This window comes from Avibacterium sp. 20-126 (assembly GCF_044358625.1).
In the GTDB taxonomy this organism is placed as follows: Bacteria; Pseudomonadota; Gammaproteobacteria; order Enterobacterales; family Pasteurellaceae; genus Avibacterium.
Window position 1 is genome coordinate 351,508 of the sequence record NZ_CP091457.1, and the last position, 20,987, is coordinate 372,494.

Annotated in this window: 18 protein-coding genes; 5 read left to right on the forward strand and 13 right to left on the reverse strand. The window is 40.8% G+C overall.

What is annotated here, in order from left to right:
- Positions 1–194 precede the first annotated feature (194 nt).
- The 3 genes from mfd to mltF all read left to right on the forward strand — a co-directional run bounded on the left by mfd (position 195) and on the right by mltF (position 5,800).
- Positions 195–3,629 carry a transcription-repair coupling factor gene (mfd, locus tag L4F91_RS01710; RefSeq protein ID WP_395897789.1) on the forward strand — a complete coding sequence of 1,145 codons (3,435 nt, stop codon included), beginning with the start codon at positions 195–197 and terminating at the stop codon, positions 3,627–3,629.
- A gap of 86 nt (positions 3,630–3,715) precedes the next feature.
- Positions 3,716–4,300 (forward strand): D-sedoheptulose 7-phosphate isomerase, encoded by a 585-nt coding sequence (gene lpcA / locus L4F91_RS01715; protein ID WP_250350929.1) that lies wholly within the window; start codon positions 3,716–3,718, stop codon positions 4,298–4,300.
- Positions 4,301–4,411: 111 nt separating this feature from the next.
- Complete coding sequence (gene mltF / locus L4F91_RS01720) at positions 4,412–5,800, forward strand: membrane-bound lytic murein transglycosylase MltF (RefSeq protein WP_395896933.1); 1,389 nt, start codon at positions 4,412–4,414, stop codon at positions 5,798–5,800.
- Between the two features lie 454 nt (positions 5,801–6,254).
- Here the strand turns inward: mltF and mutT are convergent, their stop codons facing one another.
- The 3 genes from mutT to secM form a co-directional block, all read right to left on the reverse strand.
- Positions 6,255–6,656, reverse strand: a complete 402-nt coding sequence (gene mutT, locus L4F91_RS01725) for an 8-oxo-dGTP diphosphatase MutT (RefSeq protein ID WP_250350927.1) — start codon at positions 6,654–6,656, stop codon at positions 6,255–6,257.
- Between the two features lie 114 nt (positions 6,657–6,770).
- Positions 6,771–9,479 (reverse strand): preprotein translocase subunit SecA, encoded by a 2,709-nt coding sequence (gene secA, locus L4F91_RS01730; protein ID WP_250350926.1) that lies wholly within the window; start codon positions 9,477–9,479, stop codon positions 6,771–6,773.
- A gap of 88 nt (positions 9,480–9,567) precedes the next feature.
- Complete coding sequence (gene secM, locus L4F91_RS01735) at positions 9,568–9,879, reverse strand: secA translation cis-regulator SecM (protein WP_395896936.1); 312 nt, start codon at positions 9,877–9,879, stop codon at positions 9,568–9,570.
- Between the two features lie 106 nt (positions 9,880–9,985).
- Between secM and L4F91_RS01740 the strand changes: the two genes are divergently transcribed.
- Complete coding sequence (locus L4F91_RS01740) at positions 9,986–10,300, forward strand: DciA family protein (RefSeq protein WP_250350924.1); 315 nt, start codon at positions 9,986–9,988, stop codon at positions 10,298–10,300.
- Here L4F91_RS01740 and L4F91_RS01745 read toward each other — a convergent pair.
- From L4F91_RS01745 to L4F91_RS01780, 8 genes are all read right to left on the reverse strand, one after another.
- Positions 10,288–11,154 (reverse strand): Dam family site-specific DNA-(adenine-N6)-methyltransferase, encoded by an 867-nt coding sequence (locus L4F91_RS01745; RefSeq protein WP_250364101.1) that lies wholly within the window; start codon positions 11,152–11,154, stop codon positions 10,288–10,290. The genes L4F91_RS01740 and L4F91_RS01745 overlap by 13 nt on opposite strands.
- 5 nt (positions 11,155–11,159) lie before the next feature.
- Positions 11,160–12,248, reverse strand: coding sequence for a 3-dehydroquinate synthase (gene aroB / locus L4F91_RS01750; RefSeq protein ID WP_395897791.1), 1,089 nt, complete (start codon positions 12,246–12,248; stop codon positions 11,160–11,162).
- Between the two features lie 20 nt (positions 12,249–12,268).
- Complete coding sequence (gene aroK, locus L4F91_RS01755) at positions 12,269–12,817, reverse strand: shikimate kinase AroK (RefSeq protein ID WP_326938203.1); 549 nt, start codon at positions 12,815–12,817, stop codon at positions 12,269–12,271.
- A 134-nt stretch (positions 12,818–12,951) separates the two neighbouring features.
- Positions 12,952–14,364: a type IV pilus secretin PilQ gene (locus L4F91_RS01760; protein WP_395896938.1), complete on the reverse strand. Its 1,413-nt coding sequence runs from the start codon at positions 14,362–14,364 to the stop codon at positions 12,952–12,954.
- 9 nt (positions 14,365–14,373) lie between these two features.
- Positions 14,374–14,739, reverse strand: a complete 366-nt coding sequence (locus tag L4F91_RS01765; protein ID WP_395896940.1) for a pilus assembly protein PilP — start codon at positions 14,737–14,739, stop codon at positions 14,374–14,376.
- Complete coding sequence (locus L4F91_RS01770; RefSeq protein ID WP_395896943.1) at positions 14,736–15,275, reverse strand: hypothetical protein; 540 nt, start codon at positions 15,273–15,275, stop codon at positions 14,736–14,738. Before L4F91_RS01770 ends, L4F91_RS01765 begins: the two co-directional genes overlap by 4 nt.
- Positions 15,256–15,780, reverse strand: coding sequence for a hypothetical protein (locus tag L4F91_RS01775; RefSeq protein ID WP_395896945.1), 525 nt, complete (start codon positions 15,778–15,780; stop codon positions 15,256–15,258). Before L4F91_RS01775 ends, L4F91_RS01770 begins: the two co-directional genes overlap by 20 nt.
- Positions 15,770–16,558 carry a competence protein ComA gene (locus tag L4F91_RS01780; RefSeq protein WP_395896946.1) on the reverse strand — a complete coding sequence of 263 codons (789 nt, stop codon included), beginning with the start codon at positions 16,556–16,558 and terminating at the stop codon, positions 15,770–15,772. The genes L4F91_RS01775 and L4F91_RS01780 overlap by 11 nt, the downstream gene beginning before the upstream one ends.
- 157 nt (positions 16,559–16,715) lie before the next feature.
- On the opposite strand from L4F91_RS01780, the gene L4F91_RS01785 reads away from it, so the two are divergent.
- Positions 16,716–19,289: a penicillin-binding protein 1A gene (locus L4F91_RS01785; protein WP_395896948.1), complete on the forward strand. Its 2,574-nt coding sequence runs from the start codon at positions 16,716–16,718 to the stop codon at positions 19,287–19,289.
- Positions 19,290–19,398: 109 nt separating this feature from the next.
- On the opposite strand, the gene L4F91_RS01790 is transcribed toward L4F91_RS01785, so the two are convergent.
- Positions 19,399–20,031: an FKBP-type peptidyl-prolyl cis-trans isomerase gene (locus tag L4F91_RS01790; RefSeq protein ID WP_395896950.1), complete on the reverse strand. Its 633-nt coding sequence runs from the start codon at positions 20,029–20,031 to the stop codon at positions 19,399–19,401.
- Positions 20,032–20,056: 25 nt separating this feature from the next.
- Positions 20,057–20,941, reverse strand: a complete 885-nt coding sequence (gene asd, locus L4F91_RS01795) for an archaetidylserine decarboxylase (RefSeq protein ID WP_395896952.1) — start codon at positions 20,939–20,941, stop codon at positions 20,057–20,059.
- Positions 20,942–20,987: the final 46 nt, after the last annotated feature.

Genomic DNA, 20,987 nt, shown 5'->3' on the forward strand with positions numbered 1-20,987 from the left:
TTTCGTCAAGCGTTTTTCTGTCTTCATCACCTAACTGATTAAAATAGGGACAGTCAATGCGAATGGTCATTTTTGGCATTTTTATACTGTGTAAAAAAACAGTGTTCTTCTTTGCAAATGCGTGGATTTCCGTTAGACTAGCCGTATTTTTAATCTTAAAAAATACGGAAAAAAACACCGCACTTAGTATTATGATGTATTTTGATTTGAATATCCCAACAAAAGCGAATGATCACAAAATTTTAGCTAATGTCATTGCAGGTAGTGATGTTTTAGCAATTGCTGAAATTGCCCAACAACATCAAGGACTAACAGTTGTCGTTACGCCAGACACACGAAGTGCGGTACGTTTATCTAAAATTTTGGCAGAAATTATCTCTGAGCCGATTACCTTTTTTCCTGATTGGGAAACCTTGCCTTATGACAGTTTTTCGCCACATCAAGATATTATTTCTTCCCGACTCAGTGCGTTATTCCATTTACAAAATGCAAAAAATGGCATTTTTATTTTGCCAATCAGTACCTTAATGCAAAAAATTTGCCCACCAGCGTATTTGCAACATAATGTTTTACTGGTTAAAAAAGGTGATCGTATTGTTATTAACGATTTCCGTTTACAGTTAGAAAATGCAGGATATCGTGCTGTGGAACAAGTGTTGGGACACGGGGAATACGCATTGCGCGGGGCGTTACTCGATCTCTTTCCTATGGGAAGTGCGGTGCCTTTTCGTTTAGATTTTTTTGATGAGGAAATTGAGAGCATTCGCACCTTTGATGTGGATAGCCAGCGAACATTAGAAGAAATTCCTTCTATCCGTTTATTACCAGCACAAGAATTTCCTACGGATCATAAAGGCATTGAGTTTTTCCGTACAAAATTTCGTGATACTTTTGGTGAAATTCGCCGTGATCCAGAGCATATTTATCAGCAAGTGAGCAAAGGCACATTGGCAGCTGGGATTGAATATTGGCAACCTCTGTTTTTTGAGCAAATGGCAACCTTATTTGATTACCTGCCTGAACAGACTTTATTTGTTGATTTTGCTAGCAATCAGCAACAAGGCGAGCGTTTTTATCAAGATTGTGAGCAACGTTATGAAAGTCGCCGTGTTGATCCTATGCGCCCTTTATTACCACCAGATCAGCTTTGGTTGCCGATTGACCAAATTAATCATCAGCTCAAACACTTTCCTAAAATCACCTTGAAAGCGGAGAAAGTGGCACGCGCTTCTGTACGTCAGCAAAACTTACCCGTGCAAAGCTTGCCGGATTTAAGCTTAAAGCTACAACAAAAAGAACCTCTCCAAAATTTGCGTGAGTTTATGACGCAATTTAATGGGGATATTGTGTTTTGTGTTGAAACAGAAGGGCGTCGAGAAACCCTGCTTGATTTGCTTAGTTCGTTGAAGTTAAGACCAAAGCAAATTACGCATCTTTCCAATTTACAAGCGAAGCAAAATTTACTGATTTGTAGCCAAGATCGAGGCTTTATTATTGATAAAGGCAACGATTCCATTGCATTGATTACGGAAACGGAATTACTTGGTGAACGTGTGCAACAGCGTAGCCGAGATCGACAAAAATCGGTTAATCCAGATACTTTAATCCGCCATTTGGCTGAACTGAAAATTGGTCAGCCTGTGGTGCATTTAGATCACGGTGTAGGGCGTTATGCAGGCTTGGTGACACTAGAAAATGCAGGGATAAAATCGGAATTTTTACTGTTGCAATATGCTAATGATTCTAAACTTTATGTGCCTGTTACTTCACTCCACTTAATTAGCCGTTATGTAGGTGGTTCAGAAGAAACTGCACCATTGCATAAATTAGGCAGTGATGCTTGGGCGAAAAGCCGTCAGAAAGCGGCTGAGAAAATTCGTGATGTGGCGGCAGAATTATTAGATGTGTATGCTCGACGGGAAGCACAAAAAGGCTTTGCATTTCATTATGATCGCGATGAATTTAGGCAGTTTTCAGCTACTTTCCCTTTTGAGGAAACCCTAGACCAAATGACCGCAATCAATGCGGTGATTTCTGATATGTGCCAGCCGAAAGCAATGGATCGTTTGGTGTGTGGTGATGTTGGGTTCGGTAAAACAGAAGTGGCAATGCGTGCCGCATTTTTAGCGGTGATGAATCATAAGCAGGTTGCCGTACTTGTGCCGACCACGCTCCTTGCACAACAACATTATGAAAATTTCAAAGATCGCTTTGCTAATTTACCTGTGAATGTGGAAGTGCTTTCCCGCTTTAAAACAGCAAAAGAGCAAAAAACGCTGCTTACAGCTTTAGCAGAGGGGAAAATTGATATTTTGATTGGCACACATAAACTTATTCAGCCAGAAGTTAAATTTAACGATCTAGGCTTGCTGATTATTGATGAGGAACACCGTTTTGGCGTGCGTCAAAAAGAAAAAATTAAGCAATTGCGAGCTAATGTGGATATTCTCACCCTTACGGCAACGCCGATTCCACGCACGCTAAATATGGCAATGAATGGTATTCGCGATCTCTCTATTATCTCCACGCCACCAGCACGCCGTTTGACGATTAAAACCTTTGTACGGCAAGCTGATGATTTAATTATCCGCGAAGCCATTTTGCGTGAAATTCTACGTGGTGGGCAGGTTTATTATTTGCATAATGATGTGGCGAGTATTGAAAATTGTGCCGAAAATTTAACCGCACTTGTGCCTGAAGCGCGCATTGTTATTGGACACGGACAAATGCGTGAACGCGAGTTAGAGCGTGTGATGTCAGATTTTTATCATCAGCGCTACAACGTACTGGTTTGCTCGACCATTATTGAAACAGGGATTGATGTGCCTACTGCGAACACCATCATCATCGAGCGTGCGGATCGTTTTGGTTTAGCCCAATTACACCAACTGCGTGGGCGAGTGGGGCGTTCTCATCACCAAGCTTATGCCTATTTATTGACGCCTCATCCGAAAGCGATGACAAAAGATGCGGTAAAACGCCTTGAGGCATTAGAAAGTCTCGATAACCTTGGCGCAGGTTTTATGTTGGCAACGCAAGATTTAGAAATTCGTGGAGCTGGGGAATTACTTGGTGATGAACAAAGCGGACAAATTGAAAGCATTGGTTTCTCTTTGTATATGGATCTGCTAGAAAGTGCCGTGAATGCGCTGAAAGAGGGACGTGAGCCTTCCCTTGATGAACTCACTCAGCGTCAAGTTGAAATTGATTTACGCATTCCTGCCTTGTTACCTGATGATTATTTAGGCGATGTGAATATGCGTCTTGGTTTTTATAAACGCATTGCTGGTGCTGAAAACGCCCAAGAGCTTGATGAATTAAAAGTGGAATTAATCGATCGCTTTGGCTTATTGCCGACACCTGCAAAAAATTTATTACAGATTGCCCAGTTGCGTTTGCAAGCTAAGCCATTACAGATTATTCGTATGGAAGCCACGGCGCAAGGTGGCTTTATTGAGTTTTCTCCTAAAGCCAGCCTTGATCCGACAAAATTCTTGCAACTTATTCAGCAATCACCGGCGGTATATCGCTTTGACGGCCCAACGAAATTTAGATTTCAGCGTGATTTAACAGAGAATAAAGTGCGGTTGGATTTTGTAACGGAATTACTCCAAACATTAAACGCATAGCAACGGAAATATAATGAATTAATGGCAAAATCGTGATAGATTAACGCCATTTTAATTTTGAGGCGTGTTTGCAAAAGGAGAATAAAATGTACTTAGATCAAATTAAAGCCGAGCTTAACGAAGCACAAGATGTGCTTAATAAATTCGTCAATGATGAAAAAAATATTGAATTAATTCAACAAGCTGCGTTGTTAATTGCGGAGAGTTTTAAACAAGGTGGAAAAGTGCTTTCGTGCGGAAATGGCGGATCGCACTGCGATGCAATGCATTTTGCTGAAGAACTCACTGGGCGTTATCGTGAAAACCGCCCCGGCTACCCTGCCATTGCGATTTCTGATGTCAGCCATTTAAGCTGCGTGAGTAATGATTTTGGCTATGATTATGTGTTCTCTCGTTATATTGAGGCAGTGGGGCAAAAAGGGGATGTACTCTTTGGTTTATCCACTTCAGGTAATTCTAAGAACATTTTGAATGCGATTAAAGCGGCAAAAGAGAAAGGAATGAAAGTGATTGCCATGACAGGTAAAGATGGGGGACAAATGGCGGGGCTTGCCGATGTCGAAATTCGCGTGCCACATTTCCGTTATGCCGATCGCATTCAAGAAATTCATATCAAAGTGATCCATATTTTAATGATGTTGATTGAATTTGAAATGGCGAAAGCAGCATAATTTCGCTTTCATTTATTTGATAAGTGCGGTACAAAATTAAATGATTTTTTACCGCACTTTTAACTTTAACTAAACACAGACAATGTGTTGTGATGATAGAGTAGAGCAAGATTGAAAGGTTTATTTTTACGTATAGTGAGTGCCGTTGCCTTATTATTGTGGGCCATTGATATGGTGTTCCCGTGGCAACGCATAATGCAATCGGAAGATAATCCTTATGCAATGGTGCAAACCAAAGGTAAATTGATTGTTGGCACACTGAATAATCCCATTTCTTATTTTATTGGTTCAGAAGGCGCAACGGGGTTTGAATATGAACTCACGAAAGCCTTTGCAGATTATTTAGATGTGGAATTGGATATTCGCCCAATGGAGAGTGTTCAAGCACTGTTTTCTGCCTTATCCGCGCATCAAATTGATTTAGCGGCAGCGAATTTGCTTTATCAACCCGAAAAGTTAGAACAATTTCAGCTTGGTCCTGCGTATTCTTCTGCCTCGTGGCAACTGGTTTACCGTAAAGGAGAAAATCGCCCTACTTCGTTAGAAAAATTAAATGGACGCTTAGTGGTGGCGAAAGGCTCTGAACTCAATCTGTTACTTAATCGTTTTAAAGAACAATATCCTGATTTGCAATGGACAACCGTGGATCAAAGCCAAGAAGAATTATTACTGCAAGTCGCAGAAGGTAAACTGGATTACACCATTGCCAATTCAATAGATATTTCTATTACGCAACAAATTAAGCCACAGCTGGCGGTTGCCTTTGATGTTACTGACGAAGCGACCATTCATTGGTATTTCGCGAATAATACCTATAATGAACTTCAAGCCGCATTGCTCGATTTTATGAATAATGCCATTGAAACAGGGCTTATTGCACGCATTGAGGAAAAATATTTTAACCATTTAGCCCAATTTGACTATGTGGATACCCGTTCTTATTTAAATGCAATTGAAACGATTTTACCGAAATATGCGGATCTTTTTGATAAGTATAAAGGGGAGTTAGATTGGCGTTTATTGGCTGCGATTGCCTATCAAGAATCCCATTGGAATCCAGAAGCCACCTCGCCAACAGGCGTACGCGGAATGATGATGCTGACTAAGGCAACAGCGGAACGAATGAAAATCAACAATCGTTTAGATGCGGAACAAAGCATTAAAGCGGGATCGGAATATTTGCATTTATTACTGGCGCAAATGCCAAATACCATCCGCCAAGAAGATCGTATTTGGTTTGCTTTGTGTGCGTATAATATGGGGCTTGGTCATTTGCTTGATGTACGCCGCTTAACAAAGAGCCTTGGTGGCGATCCCGATAACTGGCTTGATGTGAAGAAAAATCTGCCTTTATTGGCGGAAAAACGTTATTACACTAATTTAAAATATGGCTATGCACGAGGTTATGAGGCTTATCAATATGTTGAAAATATTCGTCGCTATATGAACAGCATTGTGAATTATCACCGCATACAGCAAAACCAAGAAGCACCACACTAAGGTTTACCCTAACATAGAAAATCATTTAGAGGATTTTCCTTAGGCTGTGAATAGAAAAGAGAAGGACATTATGGCAATAAAAAGAAAAACATTTTTGAAGAAAAATAACACGAAATTATTCCGTTTATCTCAGGTACGAGCGTTAAGACTAAAACGTTTGAAGCAAAGAAAATTCCGCTTACACGAACGTCATTCATTGCAATTTGTGATACAGGATATTTGTTGCTAAGGCGCTATTTGGGTAACGGGACTAAAAATAGCCAAAATCGCACACAACACAAGACAACGTGTTGTAGAGCATAGAGGAATTTTCTCAAGCAATTTAACCACGTTTTATAAGATTTTTTGGGTGAGATCACCACGTCGTTGGCGTGCTAAATGGGCATAGCACCTAATTCGTTGAAAAAAGAAAAGCATTATATTTTTCATATAATGCTTTTTTATTGGTGATAACTTATTGATTTTCAGCTAGTAAACGTTGAATAAGCTTGCTGTTAGCGGGCGGAAATTGACTGGCATCGAGTTCAGATTGTGCAATCCACATTCCTTCCTGCCCTTCTCGACCAAAAGGTTCGCCCACCCATTGTTCCACAAGGTAAAAATAAAATTGAATGACCTTGCTGGGATATTCAAAGGTAAAACGCTCAAATAACTCGGCGTTGAGAATATGAATACCGATTTCTTCTTCAAGTTCTCTGGCAAGGGCTTGCTCGGGCGTTTCACCTTTATCGACTTTCCCGCCGGGGAATTCTAAAGATTGCGCAAAATCCTGCCCTTCAAGGCGTTGAGTAAGATAAATTTGCCCAAATTCATTACGAATGATCCCGGCTGCAACTTGGATAATCGGTTTTGCCATTTTTTCTCCTTAGGGTTTGTGGATAACTCAAATGTAAAATGAATGATCAACAGACCCTCTATAAAGTGCGGTAAAAAAATCAGAAATTTTTACCGCACTTTTATATTTTATCAATTAACGATAGTTCGCCGCACGATTGCCGTGGCAATGTTTGTATTTTTTCCCTGAACCGCACGGGCAAGGCTCATTACGCCCAATCTTACGATCTGAAGGCGGCAATGGCGTTTGTTCCGCCTGTTCATCGTCAGTGTTATATTGCATTTGCGCCTGTTCACGGGCAGCCATTTCTTGTTGTAATCTTTCTGCTTGTTCAATTTCTTCTTGCGTACGGATTTGTACACGGCTTAGTGTCGTGATAACGCTGAGCTTTAATGCGTCAAGCATATCTGTGAACATTTGGAAAGATTCTTTCTTATACTCTTGTTTTGGATCTTTTTGTGCATAACCACGCAAGTGAATGCCACGGCGCAGGTGATCCATTGCCGATAAATGCTCTTTCCAAAGTTCATCAAGGGTTTGTAACATAATGCCTTTTTCAAAATGGCGCATTGATTCCGAACCAACTAGTTCTTCTTTACGTTTATATTCCGCAACAGCCGCTTCAATAATGCGTTCACGCAAGGTTTCTTCGTGTAAGGCATTATTTTCTTCTAACCATTGTGCGATAGGTAAATCTAACGCAAAATCTTGTTTTAAACGTTGTTCTAACGCGGGAATATCCCACATTTCTTCCAGAGAATTTGGTGGAATATATTGATCAATAACCGTGTTAAACACATCTTGGCGGATCACTTCAATGGTGTCAGCGATGTTTTCATTATCCAGTAATTCATTACGTTGCTGATAAATCGCGTGGCGTTGATCGTTCGCAACGTCATCAAATTCTAATAAGTTTTTACGCCCGTCAAAGTTATGTGCTTCCACTTTCGCTTGCGCTGAGGCAATTACTTTGGTGAGCAACTTAGATTCCATTGCTTCCCCCGGTGTGCTGAAGGCTTTACGCATCATATTCAATTTACCTTCGTTCAGGTAAATTCGCATTAAGGCATCATCTAAGGATAAGTAGAAACGTGATGAACCGGGATCGCCTTGACGTCCTGAACGTCCACGCAATTGGTTATCGATACGGCGTGATTCGTGGCGTTCTGTGCCGATAATATGCAAACCGCCAGCTTGTTTTACAATGTCGTGGCGTGTTTGCCAGTTGGCTTTGATCGCGTCGATTTGTGCGTCAGTTGGATTATCTAATTTCGCCACTTCTGCTTTCCAATTCCCGCCAAGTACAATATCTGTACCGCGTCCTGCCATATTGGTGGCAATAGTCACGGCAGCGGGATAACCAGCATTAGCAATGATTTCAGCTTCTTGTGCGTGGAATTTGGCATTTAACACACTGTGCTTAATTCCCGCTTTGGTTAACGCATCAGATAATAATTCTGATTTTTCAATCGATGCTGTCCCTACTAATACAGGTTGGTTACGGGCAATGCAGTCTTTGATTTCTTCGATAATCGCCGCAAATTTGTATTGTTCATTTTCAAACATTAAATCAGTACGATCATCACGAATCATTGGTCGATTGGTTGGGATCACAATGGTTTCCAAGCCATAAATTTGTTGAAATTCAAAGGCTTCCGTATCTGCTGTTCCGGTCATTCCGGCTAATTTTTCATAAAGACGGAAATAATTTTGGTAAGTAATGGATGCCACCGTTTGGTTTTCATTTTGGATTGGCACCCCTTCTTTGGCTTCAATGGCTTGGTGTAAACCTTCTGACCAACGACGCCCTGCCATTGTACGCCCTGTATGTTCATCAACAATGATAATTTCACCATCTTTTACGATGTAATCAACATCACGCTCAAAGAGGGTATGCGCACGCAATGCAGCATAAACGTGGTGTAATAGTGCGACTTTGGCTGGGGAATAAAGGGATTCTGACTCTTGCATTAATCCTTGTTCAATCAGCCAGGTTTCGATTTTTTCTTGCCCACGTTCAGTCAGATAGGCTTGTTTTGTTTTTAAATCTAAGGTGTAGTCCCCATCACCTTGATAGTCTTCGGTGTCTTCTTTATCTTGTTTAATTAAATGTGGGATTAACTTATCAATGGCAATATAAAGTTCCGAACTATCTTCCGCAGGCCCTGAAATAATCAGCGGAGTACGAGCTTCGTCAATCAAAATAGAATCCACTTCATCCACTAAGGCGTAGTAGAGTTCTTTCTGGAAACGTTCTTGAGCAGAATGAGCAAGGTTATCGCGTAAATAATCAAAGCCTAATTCGCTATTTGTTGCATAAGTAATATCTGCGGCATAAGCTGCACGTTTTTCCTCAGCAGGTAATCCCGGAATATTTACGCCCACAGTCATACCTAAAAATTCAAATAAAGGACGGTTAGTTTCTGCATCTCGGCGAGCAAGATAATCGTTTACCGTTACAACGTGTACCCCTTTCCCAGTTAAGGCATTAAGATAGCAAGGTAAGGTAGCGGTCAGCGTTTTCCCTTCCCCAGTACGCATTTCTGCAATGCAGCGATCATTCAGCACCATACCACCAATTAATTGCACATCAAAATGACGCATACCAAGTACACGTTTGCTTGCCTCACGCACCGTAGCAAAAGCTTCAGGTAATAGACTTTGTAAGGTTTCACCGTTTTTTAGGCGTTCACGAAATTCTGCGGTTTTGCCTTGTAATTGTTCATCGCTTAACGCTTCAAATTCCGGTTCCATTTTGTTGATTTTTGCCACTTGTTTGTTTAAGCGACGTAGAATGCGGTCATTACGACTGCCAAAAATTTTTGTAAAAATAGTTCTAAACATAATCTTATTTCTTTTATATCAATAGGTTAAATTAAACTTCAGCAAGGCGCTGAAATCATTCAAAGGATATATATTTGGCGGAAAAAGGCTAAGCGGCAGGGCCTGCGCGGATTGGTGTAGCCGCACGCAATACAGGAAAAATAAAGTGCGGTGCTTTTTGATGGAGAATTTTTGGGGCAACAAAATGGTTTTTCGTTGGTTTGTGTTGCTGTTGAATAATTTGTTTGTGCGCAACAAGCTGATGACAAGCAAGCTGTTGCGTTTGGCGTTGTTCCCGAGAATAATTTTCACAAGTAAGCCCCGCATTTTCTACACCTTGTGCATTAGGCAAGGCAAAGATCGCAATCATACTGAGTAGGAATTGCGACCAAAAATTCTGTGTGCTTTTAGATGAAATCATTCGGTAACTTATTTTTAATCAAAAAATCGCTGTCATTGTAGCGGAAAATCACTACAATGTCTTACTTTGATGTGTAATATTAGGTCAAAAAAGTAGAAAACAAGTAATGCGATACAGTAAACCCACCAATGTACAAGATGTGTTAGAAAATTCTCGCCTTGGCAAAATTATGCAAAAAGGCATTTTGTTACAACAATTAAACGAGCAATTAGCGCGGTTATTTCCAAGTCAATTTAACGGTTTTTATCGTGTGGCGAATTTTTCTGAAACGGTATTGGTGATTGAAGTGGCAAATGCGATGGTGCGCCAAGGTTTGTTATTCAGAGAAAAAGAGCTATTAGCAAAAGTAAAGGAGTTAAATCCGCAAATTCAGCAACTTCAATTTAACGTCAATCCTGCCTTGCTCAGTCAGCCTCGTTGAGTTTGGTTGCCGTGAAAAGTCGCGATTAACTCATTGACTTTAATCCGTTTATGAGAGGCTTGGCTGATTGAACGTTGCACTTTTAAACGTTTGATTTTCGCCCCTTGATAAATTTGACGTGTAAATTTGGTATCGTGATTGGAAATCAAGACAGGAATTTGATGTTCCTTGGCGGTATGTTGTGCTAAGTTTGCCAAGGCTTGTTGATGCGCTAAAGAAAAATCATTCCCCGCATAACTGGTGAAATTGCTTTCTTGCTTAATCGGCGCATAAGGCGGATCACAATAAATAACGGAATTTTCATCCGCAAATTTAAACGCTTCGTGAAAATCGGCGCAAATAAACACCGCACTTTGTGCTTTGTGGGCAAAATAACGTAGCTCAAGTTCCGGGAAATAATGGGTTTTATAACTTCCGAAAGGCACGTTAAATTCCTGCTTGCTGTTATAACGGCATAACCCATTGAAACCAAAACGGTTGAGATACAAAAACAAAACGGAACGTTCAAAGTGATTGCTGGATTGATTAAATTGGCTGCGCTGTGCGTAATAATACTCAGGTGTATTGGCATCAGGGTGGAAAAAGACCGTTTTCACTGCCTCAATATACAAATTTACATCTTGCTTAACCGTATTAAACAGATTAATTAAATCCGCATTAATATCTACCAAAATATAGCGTTCAAATTGGCTATTCAAAAAAACTGCCCCAGCGCCGACGAAAGGTTCAATAAGGCATTGTTTTTTCTTAGGAAATAATTTATTAATTTGATCGGTAAGACGAAATTTTCCGCCTGCCCATTTTAGAAAAGGGCGGTATTTTTGTTGTGGGAAAATTGTCGCATTAGGATACATTGAAGTTAGTCAGTTTGTGTGCAACGGGCAATGGCTGCAAGAACAAGATCTTTGTCGCTATCGGTAGCAACATAAGCCTGTCCAAGTGATTTCAGCAATACGAGGCGTAATTTTCCGGCTAATACTTTTTTATCACGCATCATATGTGGTAGGTAATCTTCAGGTTGCATTGTATCTGGCGAAACCGTAGGTAAGTTTGCGCGCGCAAAAAGTTTTTCTAAACGCCCCACATCTTGTACGGATAAATCGCCTAACATTTCAGAAAGGGCTGCTGCCATCATTGAGCCAGCGGCGACGGCTTCACCGTGTAACCATTGCCCATAGCCTAAATGGGTTTCAATGGCGTGACCAAAAGTATGACCTAAATTGAGTAAGGCTCGGTCGCCTTTTTCGGTTTCATCTCTTGCCACCACATCGGCCTTAATTTGGCAACAACGGGCAATACAGTGCTGTAACGGGGCTTGTTCAAGGGCAACCAATTCATCAATATGTTGTTCTAACCATTCAAAGAATGGGTAATCTAAAATAGCGCCGTATTTAATCACTTCCGCTAAACCTGCATTGACTTCGCGTTTCGGTAAGGTATGAAGGGTGAGGGTATCTACAATCACCGCACAAGGTTGATAAAACGCCCCAATCATATTTTTACCGAGTGGGTGATTCACGGCGGTTTTTCCACCAACAGAAGAATCGACTTGAGCAAGTAGCGTGGTTGGAATTTGGATAAAACGTACACCACGTTGATAACTGGCTGCAGCATAGCCCACGACATCGCCAATCACCCCGCCACCTAACGCAATCAAAGTCGTGTCGCGACCGTGATTTTTTTCTAATAATGCAGTGAAGATCAGATTGAGCGACTCAAGATTTTTATATTGCTCACCATCGGGTAACAATACGTGATCAACTTGGCAACCAAGCTGAGTTAATGTTTCGGTGACTGGAACAAGATAATGTTGTGCAATGGTTGGATTACTCACAAGCATCACTTTATCGCCTGCTTTTAGGGGATAAACACTAGGCTCGGAGAGCAAACCTGCGCCGATATAAATAGGATAACGACGTTCTTTTAATTCAACATTTACGCACAACATCATTTTTTCCTTTTGCTTAATTAGCCGTTGATATTTTCAATTAAATCAACGATTTGATTTGCCATTACTTTGGCACTTTGATCATCAGTGGGTAAGGTAATATCCGCTACTTCTTGATACAGCGGATTACGAATTTTTGAAAGTTCCTCAAGCACTTGACGTGGATCTTCTACATCTTGTAGTAACGGGCGTTTTTTATCGCGTTGCGTACGTTGAAATTGTTTTTCTACGGTGGTTTCTAAATAGATCACAATGCCACGCGCAGAAAGATGGTTGCGGTTTTCTTTTGACATTACCGCTCCGCCACCCGTGGAAAGCACAATGCCTTGTTTTTGTGTTAATTCATTAATAATACGTTCTTCGCGCTTGCGGAAACCTTCTTCGCCTTCAACATCAAAAATCCAGCTAATGTCAGCACCGGCACGTTGTTCAATTTCCGCATCGGTATCAATAAAATCCATTCCTAACATTTGCGCTAATTGACGACCAATAGTGCTTTTTCCCGCGCCCATTGGACCTACTAAGAAAATATTACGTTTTTCTGCCATTTCTCGTTGTTCTTCTTTAATAAAATTTAAAATAATTGATCTTAACGACAAATAAAAAGACAACCATAAAAATAAATATGGTTGGAAAAGATCACCCAAAAAATAAGTGCGATTATCGCAATAAATGCCTACCTTTTTCAACCGTCAAAATAAATTTATTTGCGAGATTTGGACGAAATTTTCAAAGAAGATGGCGAAGTGCGGTGATTTTTTGGTGGATTTTTCACCGCACTTGGTTTTTCTGCGCGTTGCCCTTTTTTGATCAAATGTGGTGTAACGAAAATAACCAGTTCCCGTTTTTGATGACGTTCCACTTCTTTACTGAATAAACGTTTAATCACGGGAATATCACCTAGCACCGGCACTTTATCTAAGGCTTTGGTAATGGTGTCGTGGAAAATACCCCCTAGCACAATGGTTTCCCCATCTTGGGCAAAGACTTGCGTGTTAATTTCTTGCTTATCAATGGCAATCACTTCGTTTTCACCGTAAGCAACACGTCGCCCCGGCGCATTTTGGCTGACGACTAAATCCAGTAAAATGCCGTTATTTTTTGATAAATGAGGGGTAACGTCTAATCCTAGCACGGCTTCGCGAAACTCAATGGTCTGGCTATCATTTTTACTATTATTCACCACATAAGGGATTTCCGTCCCTTGCTTGATGCTAGCGCTTTTCTTATTCGTTGTAAGCAAACTTGGGCTAGCGATGATTTCCACGCTATTTTCGCGCTCCAACGCAGTTAATTCTAAATCAAGCAATCGTCCATTAATTTTGGCAATTTGCAGTGCCACTGAGCCGGCGGGCGTATTCGTGGTGGCAAAATTCACATTAAGATTATCGGTAATATTGGCAAAGCCATTCGCATTCAGACTGCCACTCACTTTATGGCTTGCCTCTGTCGGCGTGAAAATCCCCCAACGCACGCCAAGTTCTTTCAGGCTTTCATCACTAATGGTAACAATACGCGCTTCAATAGCGATTTGCTCAATGGGTTTATCCATTTCCATTACTATCCCTTTAATTTGTTTCAATATTGCTTTTTCATCTTTAATGATCAAGAGGTTGCTACGATCGTCAAAGCTTATACTGCCATTTCCAGAAAGCAATGAACCACTGCCTGAAGTCAGTGTTTTCATCATTTCAGAGGCTTTAGCATAGTGTAATTTTATCGTCATTGTGGATAGCGTGGGCAACACGGGGGCGCTCATTTCGGGCAATGTATCGACAAATTCAATGGGAAGGGGATTGGCACTTTCTGATGAAGAATGTGGCGTGGCTTTGCTCAAATAATAAATGCCATTTTCCTGCCAAAATTGGAGTTGTTTAATTTTAGCCACCACTTGCAGAAATTGCGCAAGCGTTGTTTGTTGCAGTTGTAACGAAATTGAGCCTTGCAATTCATCATCGATCACTAAATTCACGTTTTGTTGTGCCGCGAGTTGTTGCACGGTATGTACCAAAGGGGCTTGCTGTAAGCGAATTGAAAAGGTTTCATCGGTTTTTTCGCTTGCTGAGGCAAGCAATGAAAAACTCAGAAAAAATGCACCGCACTTTAATAATCGCATTTTTCTCTCCTAAAAGGTTAGATAAACAACTTGTGATTGCGCACAGTCAAAAAGTGTAATTTGCTGTGGTGAGATTTCCGTAATCTGTAATCTTTCTTGAGCGATCACATCTTGGTTTTTAACAAAGATAATTTGTTGATGTTGATGACTAAAAATGGCGTTGAAATGTTCTGGTAACTGAATAATGCCGACTAACTTAAGTTGCTGGAAAGAGGAATTTTCCGCCAAGACTTTTTGATGACTAGGGCAGTGTGCAGAATTTGCTTGATTGATAACTTTCGTTTGTGTTGTACGTTGAGTATGATCAAAGGGATCCTGTGCTTGCGCAGAAAAAAAGGCATTGAACAGGATCAAAAAAAGAAACGATTTTTTCATTGCTTATCCTTATATAAAGAAAGTTTAAAGCGAACCTCAGTGATGAGTGAGCGTTGTGAGAGTGGATTTTCTTGTGTTTTGTAAATGTGAAGTTGTAATACATTGAGCTGTGGCGTGCGATCTAAAAGTGCGGTCAAAAATTGGCGTAAATGCTCAAATTTGCCAGCTAACTGCATTGTTAAATAAGGGGCTTGGTAAAAATGCCACTGGCTATTTTTGACTTGTAATTGAAAATCCTGTGGGCGTAGTGCTTGGTTTATTTCAGCGATATCGCGTGTGAGTTCGGGGGTAAAGGAGCGTTGTTTACTTTGCTGTAATGAACTTAAAATTTGTTTTTGATGATCCAAATCTTGCGTTAATTGCACAATTTGACGCGCAGTTTGCGCATTTTGCTGTTGGGCTTGCTGATATTCGATCACCAAGAAAAACAACGGCAAAAAGGTGCAAATGAGCAATATGGCATATTGCTTGAAGGTGGAAAGTTGGGCGAACTTGCCAAGTAAATTATGCGGATTGTTAAAAAGTAGCATCATCATCTTGTTCATTGCTTAATTGAAATTCAAACGTCAGTTGTGAACCCGTGGGCTGAAATTGAGTAAGTTGTGAGTGGTTAAATTGTTCTAATTGCGTAATACGTTGCTGTAATCGTTCAAATTCTTGCTGATTTTCCGTAAAACCGCTGAGTAATAATTTTTGTTGTGTCAGCGCCACTTCATTTAATTCCCCTTGTTGCAAAGGAAGCGCCGCAAGCCAGTTTAAAAATTGAACAATGCTTTGTGCTGGTAAAGGTTGTTGTTCTTGTTGAGAAACATAGTTTTGCCTTAACGCATTAATTTGTTCAATGGTTTCGGCTAAACGCTGTGAGAGGCTTTCATATTGCTCATTTTTTTGTGGTGCGATGGCTTGCTCTGCGTGCAAAACGTGACGCATCATAATCTGACCAGCAAGGCTAATGACTAAGCAAATGCCTGCCCGAATCAGCAATTTTTTTACATTCTTATGATGAGTCGCCAATCGCCACGGTAGTAAATTAATCGCCATTCCCTGCCCCTTCTTGTCGCCATAACGCATTACCTAACGCGATAAAAGGCAAATGGGTTTCTACGGTCTGCCATTGGCTAGGCAAGGGTTGGGCTTGTACATCACCGCAATAGACATAAATTTGTTCAGGCTGAAAGGAATAACGTTGGCAGAACATTTCAGCAAGTGCGGGGAGATTTTTATCAATATGTTGTATAAATTGCATCGTGGGTGCGTTGGGCTGAATGGTAAAGGTGTATTGCTCATCTTGGTAAAGAAAAAGTACCTGACTTTCCGTGCCAATCCCCGTCAGGTAGTGAAATGCTCGGATAATAGCGTGAATACAGCAATCCAGCACTTGAATGGGCAAAGGGGCGTAAGCGTTTAGATAATCCAAGGCGGTTTGTCTTTTTATCGCAACAATACTCAGTTTTGCGCCCTGTTTGAGCGTTTCTAATTGATAATCAAACCAAATTTCTTCAAGAGGAAGAGGCAAGGCTTGTGAGAATAAAAATCGGCATTGTTGCTCACATTCTGCGGCCGTTAAAATTTGTGGTAATAACAGAGTTTGTATCCACGTGTATTGTGGTGAGATTGAGGTAATAAACCTCATTGTTTTCAAGGAATGGCAACTTGATGATGGCATATGTCGTGCAAGCTGTGGTAACGAAATTGGTGAGGATAGCGTGCAACACTGCACTTGATTGGTTTCATCAAACCAAACACATTGGTAATTTTCGCCCTTTTTCCATACACCCACTTGTTGTTTTTGTGTGGCGCAATGCGTTATTTTCCTCATTCTTTCTACCTAATATTCATTTTAAATGCACTTTTAGCTTTGGATTTCTTTGACTAAACTTTATACTTACGTTTTAAGGAAGTAGTTAAGCTAAAATTTTGGGTTTTAGTTTTTCTGATTTTTTTCAATTTTGCACGAATGAAGAGAGAATTTTACGATGCGGATCGCAAAATTAATTTTAAGTAGCTTGCTGACAATCATTATTTTAGGCTGTGTTGTCGCAGGAATTTTTTATGTTCAATTAAAATCAAGCTTGCCAAGTGTAGATTCCCTAAAAACGGTGGAATTACAACAGCCGATGCAGATTTATACGGCTGATGGCAAGCTCATTGGTGAAGTGGGAGAACAGCGCCGTATTCCTGTAAAACTGAATGAAGTGCCAAAAAAATTAATTGATGCCGTATTGGCAACAGAAGATAGCCGTTTTTATGAACATCACGGTTTAGACCCTGTGGGGATTGCGCGTGCAATTAGTGTCGCGGTAATGAAAGGGGGGGCATCTCAAGGGGCAAGTACTATTACTCAGCAGCTTGCACGAAATTTCTTTTTAACGCCAGAAAAAAACATCGTGCGTAAAGCAAAAGAAGCCATTTTGGCGATCGAAATTGAAAACACCCTAAGCAAAGATGAAATTTTAGCGCTTTATCTGAATAAGATTTATCTTGGCTACCGTGCTTATGGTGTTGCTGCAGCGGCAAAAACCTATTTCGGCAAATCGCTCGATCAACTTACTTTATCAGAAATGGCGGTCATTGCAGGATTACCAAAAGCGCCCTCCACAATGAACCCTCTCTATTCGCTTAAACGAGCCACCGCACGCCGAAACGTGGTGCTTGGACGAATGTTAGAAATGAAATATATCAACCAAGCAGAATATGATGAAGCGATTAACGAACCGATTGTGGCAAGCTATCACGGCGCACAATTAGATTTTAAAGCGGATTATGTTACTGAAATGGTTCGCCAAGAAATGGTGAAACGTTTTGGTGAAGAAAATGCCTATACCAGCGGCTATAAAGTTTATACGACGGTGCTTTCTGCTGATCAGGCAGAAGCACAAAAAGCAGTGCGTGATAATTTGCTTGCCTATGATATGCGTCACGGTTATCGTGGTGCAACGGTGTTATGGAAAAAAGAGGAAAGCGCGTGGGACGAAGATAAAATTATCGACGCCCTAAAAAAACTACCTAATTCAGCCCCTCTCGTACCTGCTGCGGTATTAGAAAATAGTAAAGCTGGCACAAAAGTATTATTAGATGATGGCAGCAGCCTAACCCTTTCGCCAAACGCAATGCGCTGGGCGGGTAAAAAACAGCCAAAAGCAGGTGAACAAATTTGGTTGCGCCAACGTGGTAATGGAGAGTGGCAACTTTCCCAACTCCCTGAAGTCAATTCCGCGTTGGTTTCTCTCAATAGTGATAATGGCGCGATTGAAGCATTAGTCGGTGGCTTTAGCTTTGAACAAAGCAAATTTAACCGTGCCACTCAATCTTTAGTGCAAGTGGGATCATCTATCAAACCTTTTATCTATGCAGCCGCCTTAGAAAAAGGGCTAACCTTATCAAGTGTGCTACAAGATTCCCCGATTGTGATCAAAAAACCGGGGCAAAACGTGTGGACACCGAAGAATTCACCAAACCGCTATGATGGGCCAATGCGCTTGCGCGTGGGGCTAGGGCAATCCAAAAATATGATTGCGATCCGAGCAATCCAAATGGCAGGCATTGAGTTTACTGCGGATTTCCTACAACGCTTTGGTTTCCAACGCGATCAATATTTTGCCAGTGAAGCCTTGGCTTTAGGTGCAGCGTCATTCACCCCACTTGAAATGGCGCGTGCTTATGCCGTGTTTGATAATGGGGGGTTCTTGGTAAATCCTTACCTTATCGAAAAAATCCTAGATAATAGCGGCAAAGAACTGTTTGTTGCGAACCCACAAATTGCGTGTGTAAGCTGTGATAACATTCCTGTGATTTATGGGGAAACTGAAAAATTAGATGGCTTTAAAAACCTTGATTTAGAAAAACCAGATAATTTAGCCGCCACGGATAGCAGCACCAATGGTGAGGAGCTAGATCAAGATGAACAGCCTAACGATATTCCAGAACTTGATCGTCAAAATAAAAAGTTAGATGAAAATGCACTGGATTTTATGGCACAAGATAAAAAAGCCAATGCCCAAGTGCAGTATGCCCCTCGTGTCATTAGTGGTGAACTGGCGTTCTTAATTCGCAGTGCGTTGAACACCGCAATTTATGGCGAACAAGGCTTAGGTTGGAAAGGAACCAGCTGGCGAATGGCAAATCAAATTAAGCGTTCGGATATTGGCGGAAAAACAGGGACTACCAATAATTCAAAAGTGGCTTGGTATGCAGGTTTTGGGGCAAATATCACCACGGCGGTCTATGTTGGCTTTGATGATAATAAACGTAATTTAGGAAAAGGCGAGGCTGGCGCACAAACAGCAATGCCTGCGTGGATTGATTATATGAAAACAAGCTTGAAAGATGTACCCGAGCGTATTCTTCCACTTCCACAAAATATTATAGAAAAGCGTATTGATACAGGTTCTGGTTTGCTTTCTAATAGTGGTGGACGTAAGGAATACTTCATCAAAGGTACTGAACCTAAACGCGCTTATGTGAAAGAACGTGGTTATTATGTACCGCCTGAATTATTGGAGCGTTTAAACGGTGGAGTGAAATCCTCTGAGCAACAAGAACTATTCTAGCCTGACTTAAGTGAGCGCATAAAAACAAAGTGCGGTTGTTTTTTCACGCATTTTTCTAATTGAAAAAAGACCTAGCCATTAGCTAGGTCTTTTTTACGGAGAAGATCAATTAAAGAATATCTAACAATTCCACTTCAAAAACAAGGGTGCTAAATGGTGGGATTGACGTACCAGCACCGCGTTCACCGTAGGCAAGGTTATGTGGAATAGTGAGTTTCCATTTTGAGCCTACTGGCATCATTGAAAGGGCTTCAACCCAACCTGCAATCACACCACTTACAGGGAATTCCGCCGGCTGACCGCGTTGTACAGAGCTGTCAAAAACGGTGCCATCAGTAAGGGTACCTGTGTAATGAACGCGTACTTGATCTTGTTTACTTGGGATCTTGCCATTGCCTTCAACTAAGATTTCATATTGTAAGCCTGAATCTGTTACTTGCACGCCCTCTTTTTTTGCGTTTTCCGCAAGATAGGCTTTACCTGCTTCTTCAATTTGTTTGAATTGTGCTTTCGCCGCCTCGGCAGCTTGTTGTTGAAGTTGTTGTAAGGCTTGAGTCACTTCGTTTAAATCAATCGCTGGAGGATTTTGATTTAACACATCGAAAATCCCTTTGGCAACGGCTTCAGGCTTAACCGCTAATTTACTTTCTACTAATTGTTGACCAATTTGTAAACCGATACCATAGCTACCTTTTGCTGAGATATCATCTAAAGAGACTTGATTAAAAAATTGTTCTGACATTGTTTTTTCCTTTTTATTAAATAAATTACTGTTTGTAGGCTAAGACTTCACCCATATGGACTGGTGTATCAACGGCTAATTGCTCGGCTAATTTCACTTGATTTTGTTGGAATAAGTTAATTACCGTAGAACCAAGTTGGAAAGCCCCCATTTCTTGTCCTTTGTGCAGTTTTACCGCATTTTCACCCTCATAGGTCCAAACTTTCACTTCATTTGAGCGTGGAGGATTAATAATGCCAGCCCATTGCGTGCTAATGCTCGCCGTGATGGTCGCACCAACTAAAATTTGTACCATTTGCCCAAATTCTGTATCAAAAAGACAAATGACACGCTCATTACGTGCAAATAGATTTGGTATATGCTCGGCTAAAAATGGATTTACTGAAAAAAGCGCACCCGGAACATAAATCATTTTGCGTAATGTACCATCACAAGGCATATGTACACGGTGATAATCTCTCGGTGAAAGATAGATAGTGGCGAATTCACCATTTTTAAAGGTCTGGACTAATTCGTCATCATTCGCTAATAGATCCTCTAAATGAAAATTATGCCCTTTAGCTTGTAATAAACGATTGTCGTCAATGTGTCCTAATTGGCTGATTCTGCCGTCCGCAGGTAAACAAAGTGCGGTAGGATTTTCATCAATTTTTCTTGCACCTTCTGCTAAGGGACGGATAAAAAATTCATTGAACGTCGCATAATCATTAAAATGAGGTTTTGCGGCCTCTTGCATATTGACTTGATATTTTTTAGCAAATAATTTGATGACAAAATGGGTAACAACTCCCCAGCGTTGTTTAGCAAACCAACCCGCAAGTTGAGTTAAATAAAGCTGCGGCATCAGATATTGAAATGCCACTTTTACACGTTGCCAATAAGTTAAAGGCATTTGCGTTTTTACTGTCATAAAGTTTTCCTTTGTTAAAATGGAAAGGGGATTATATCAACTTATC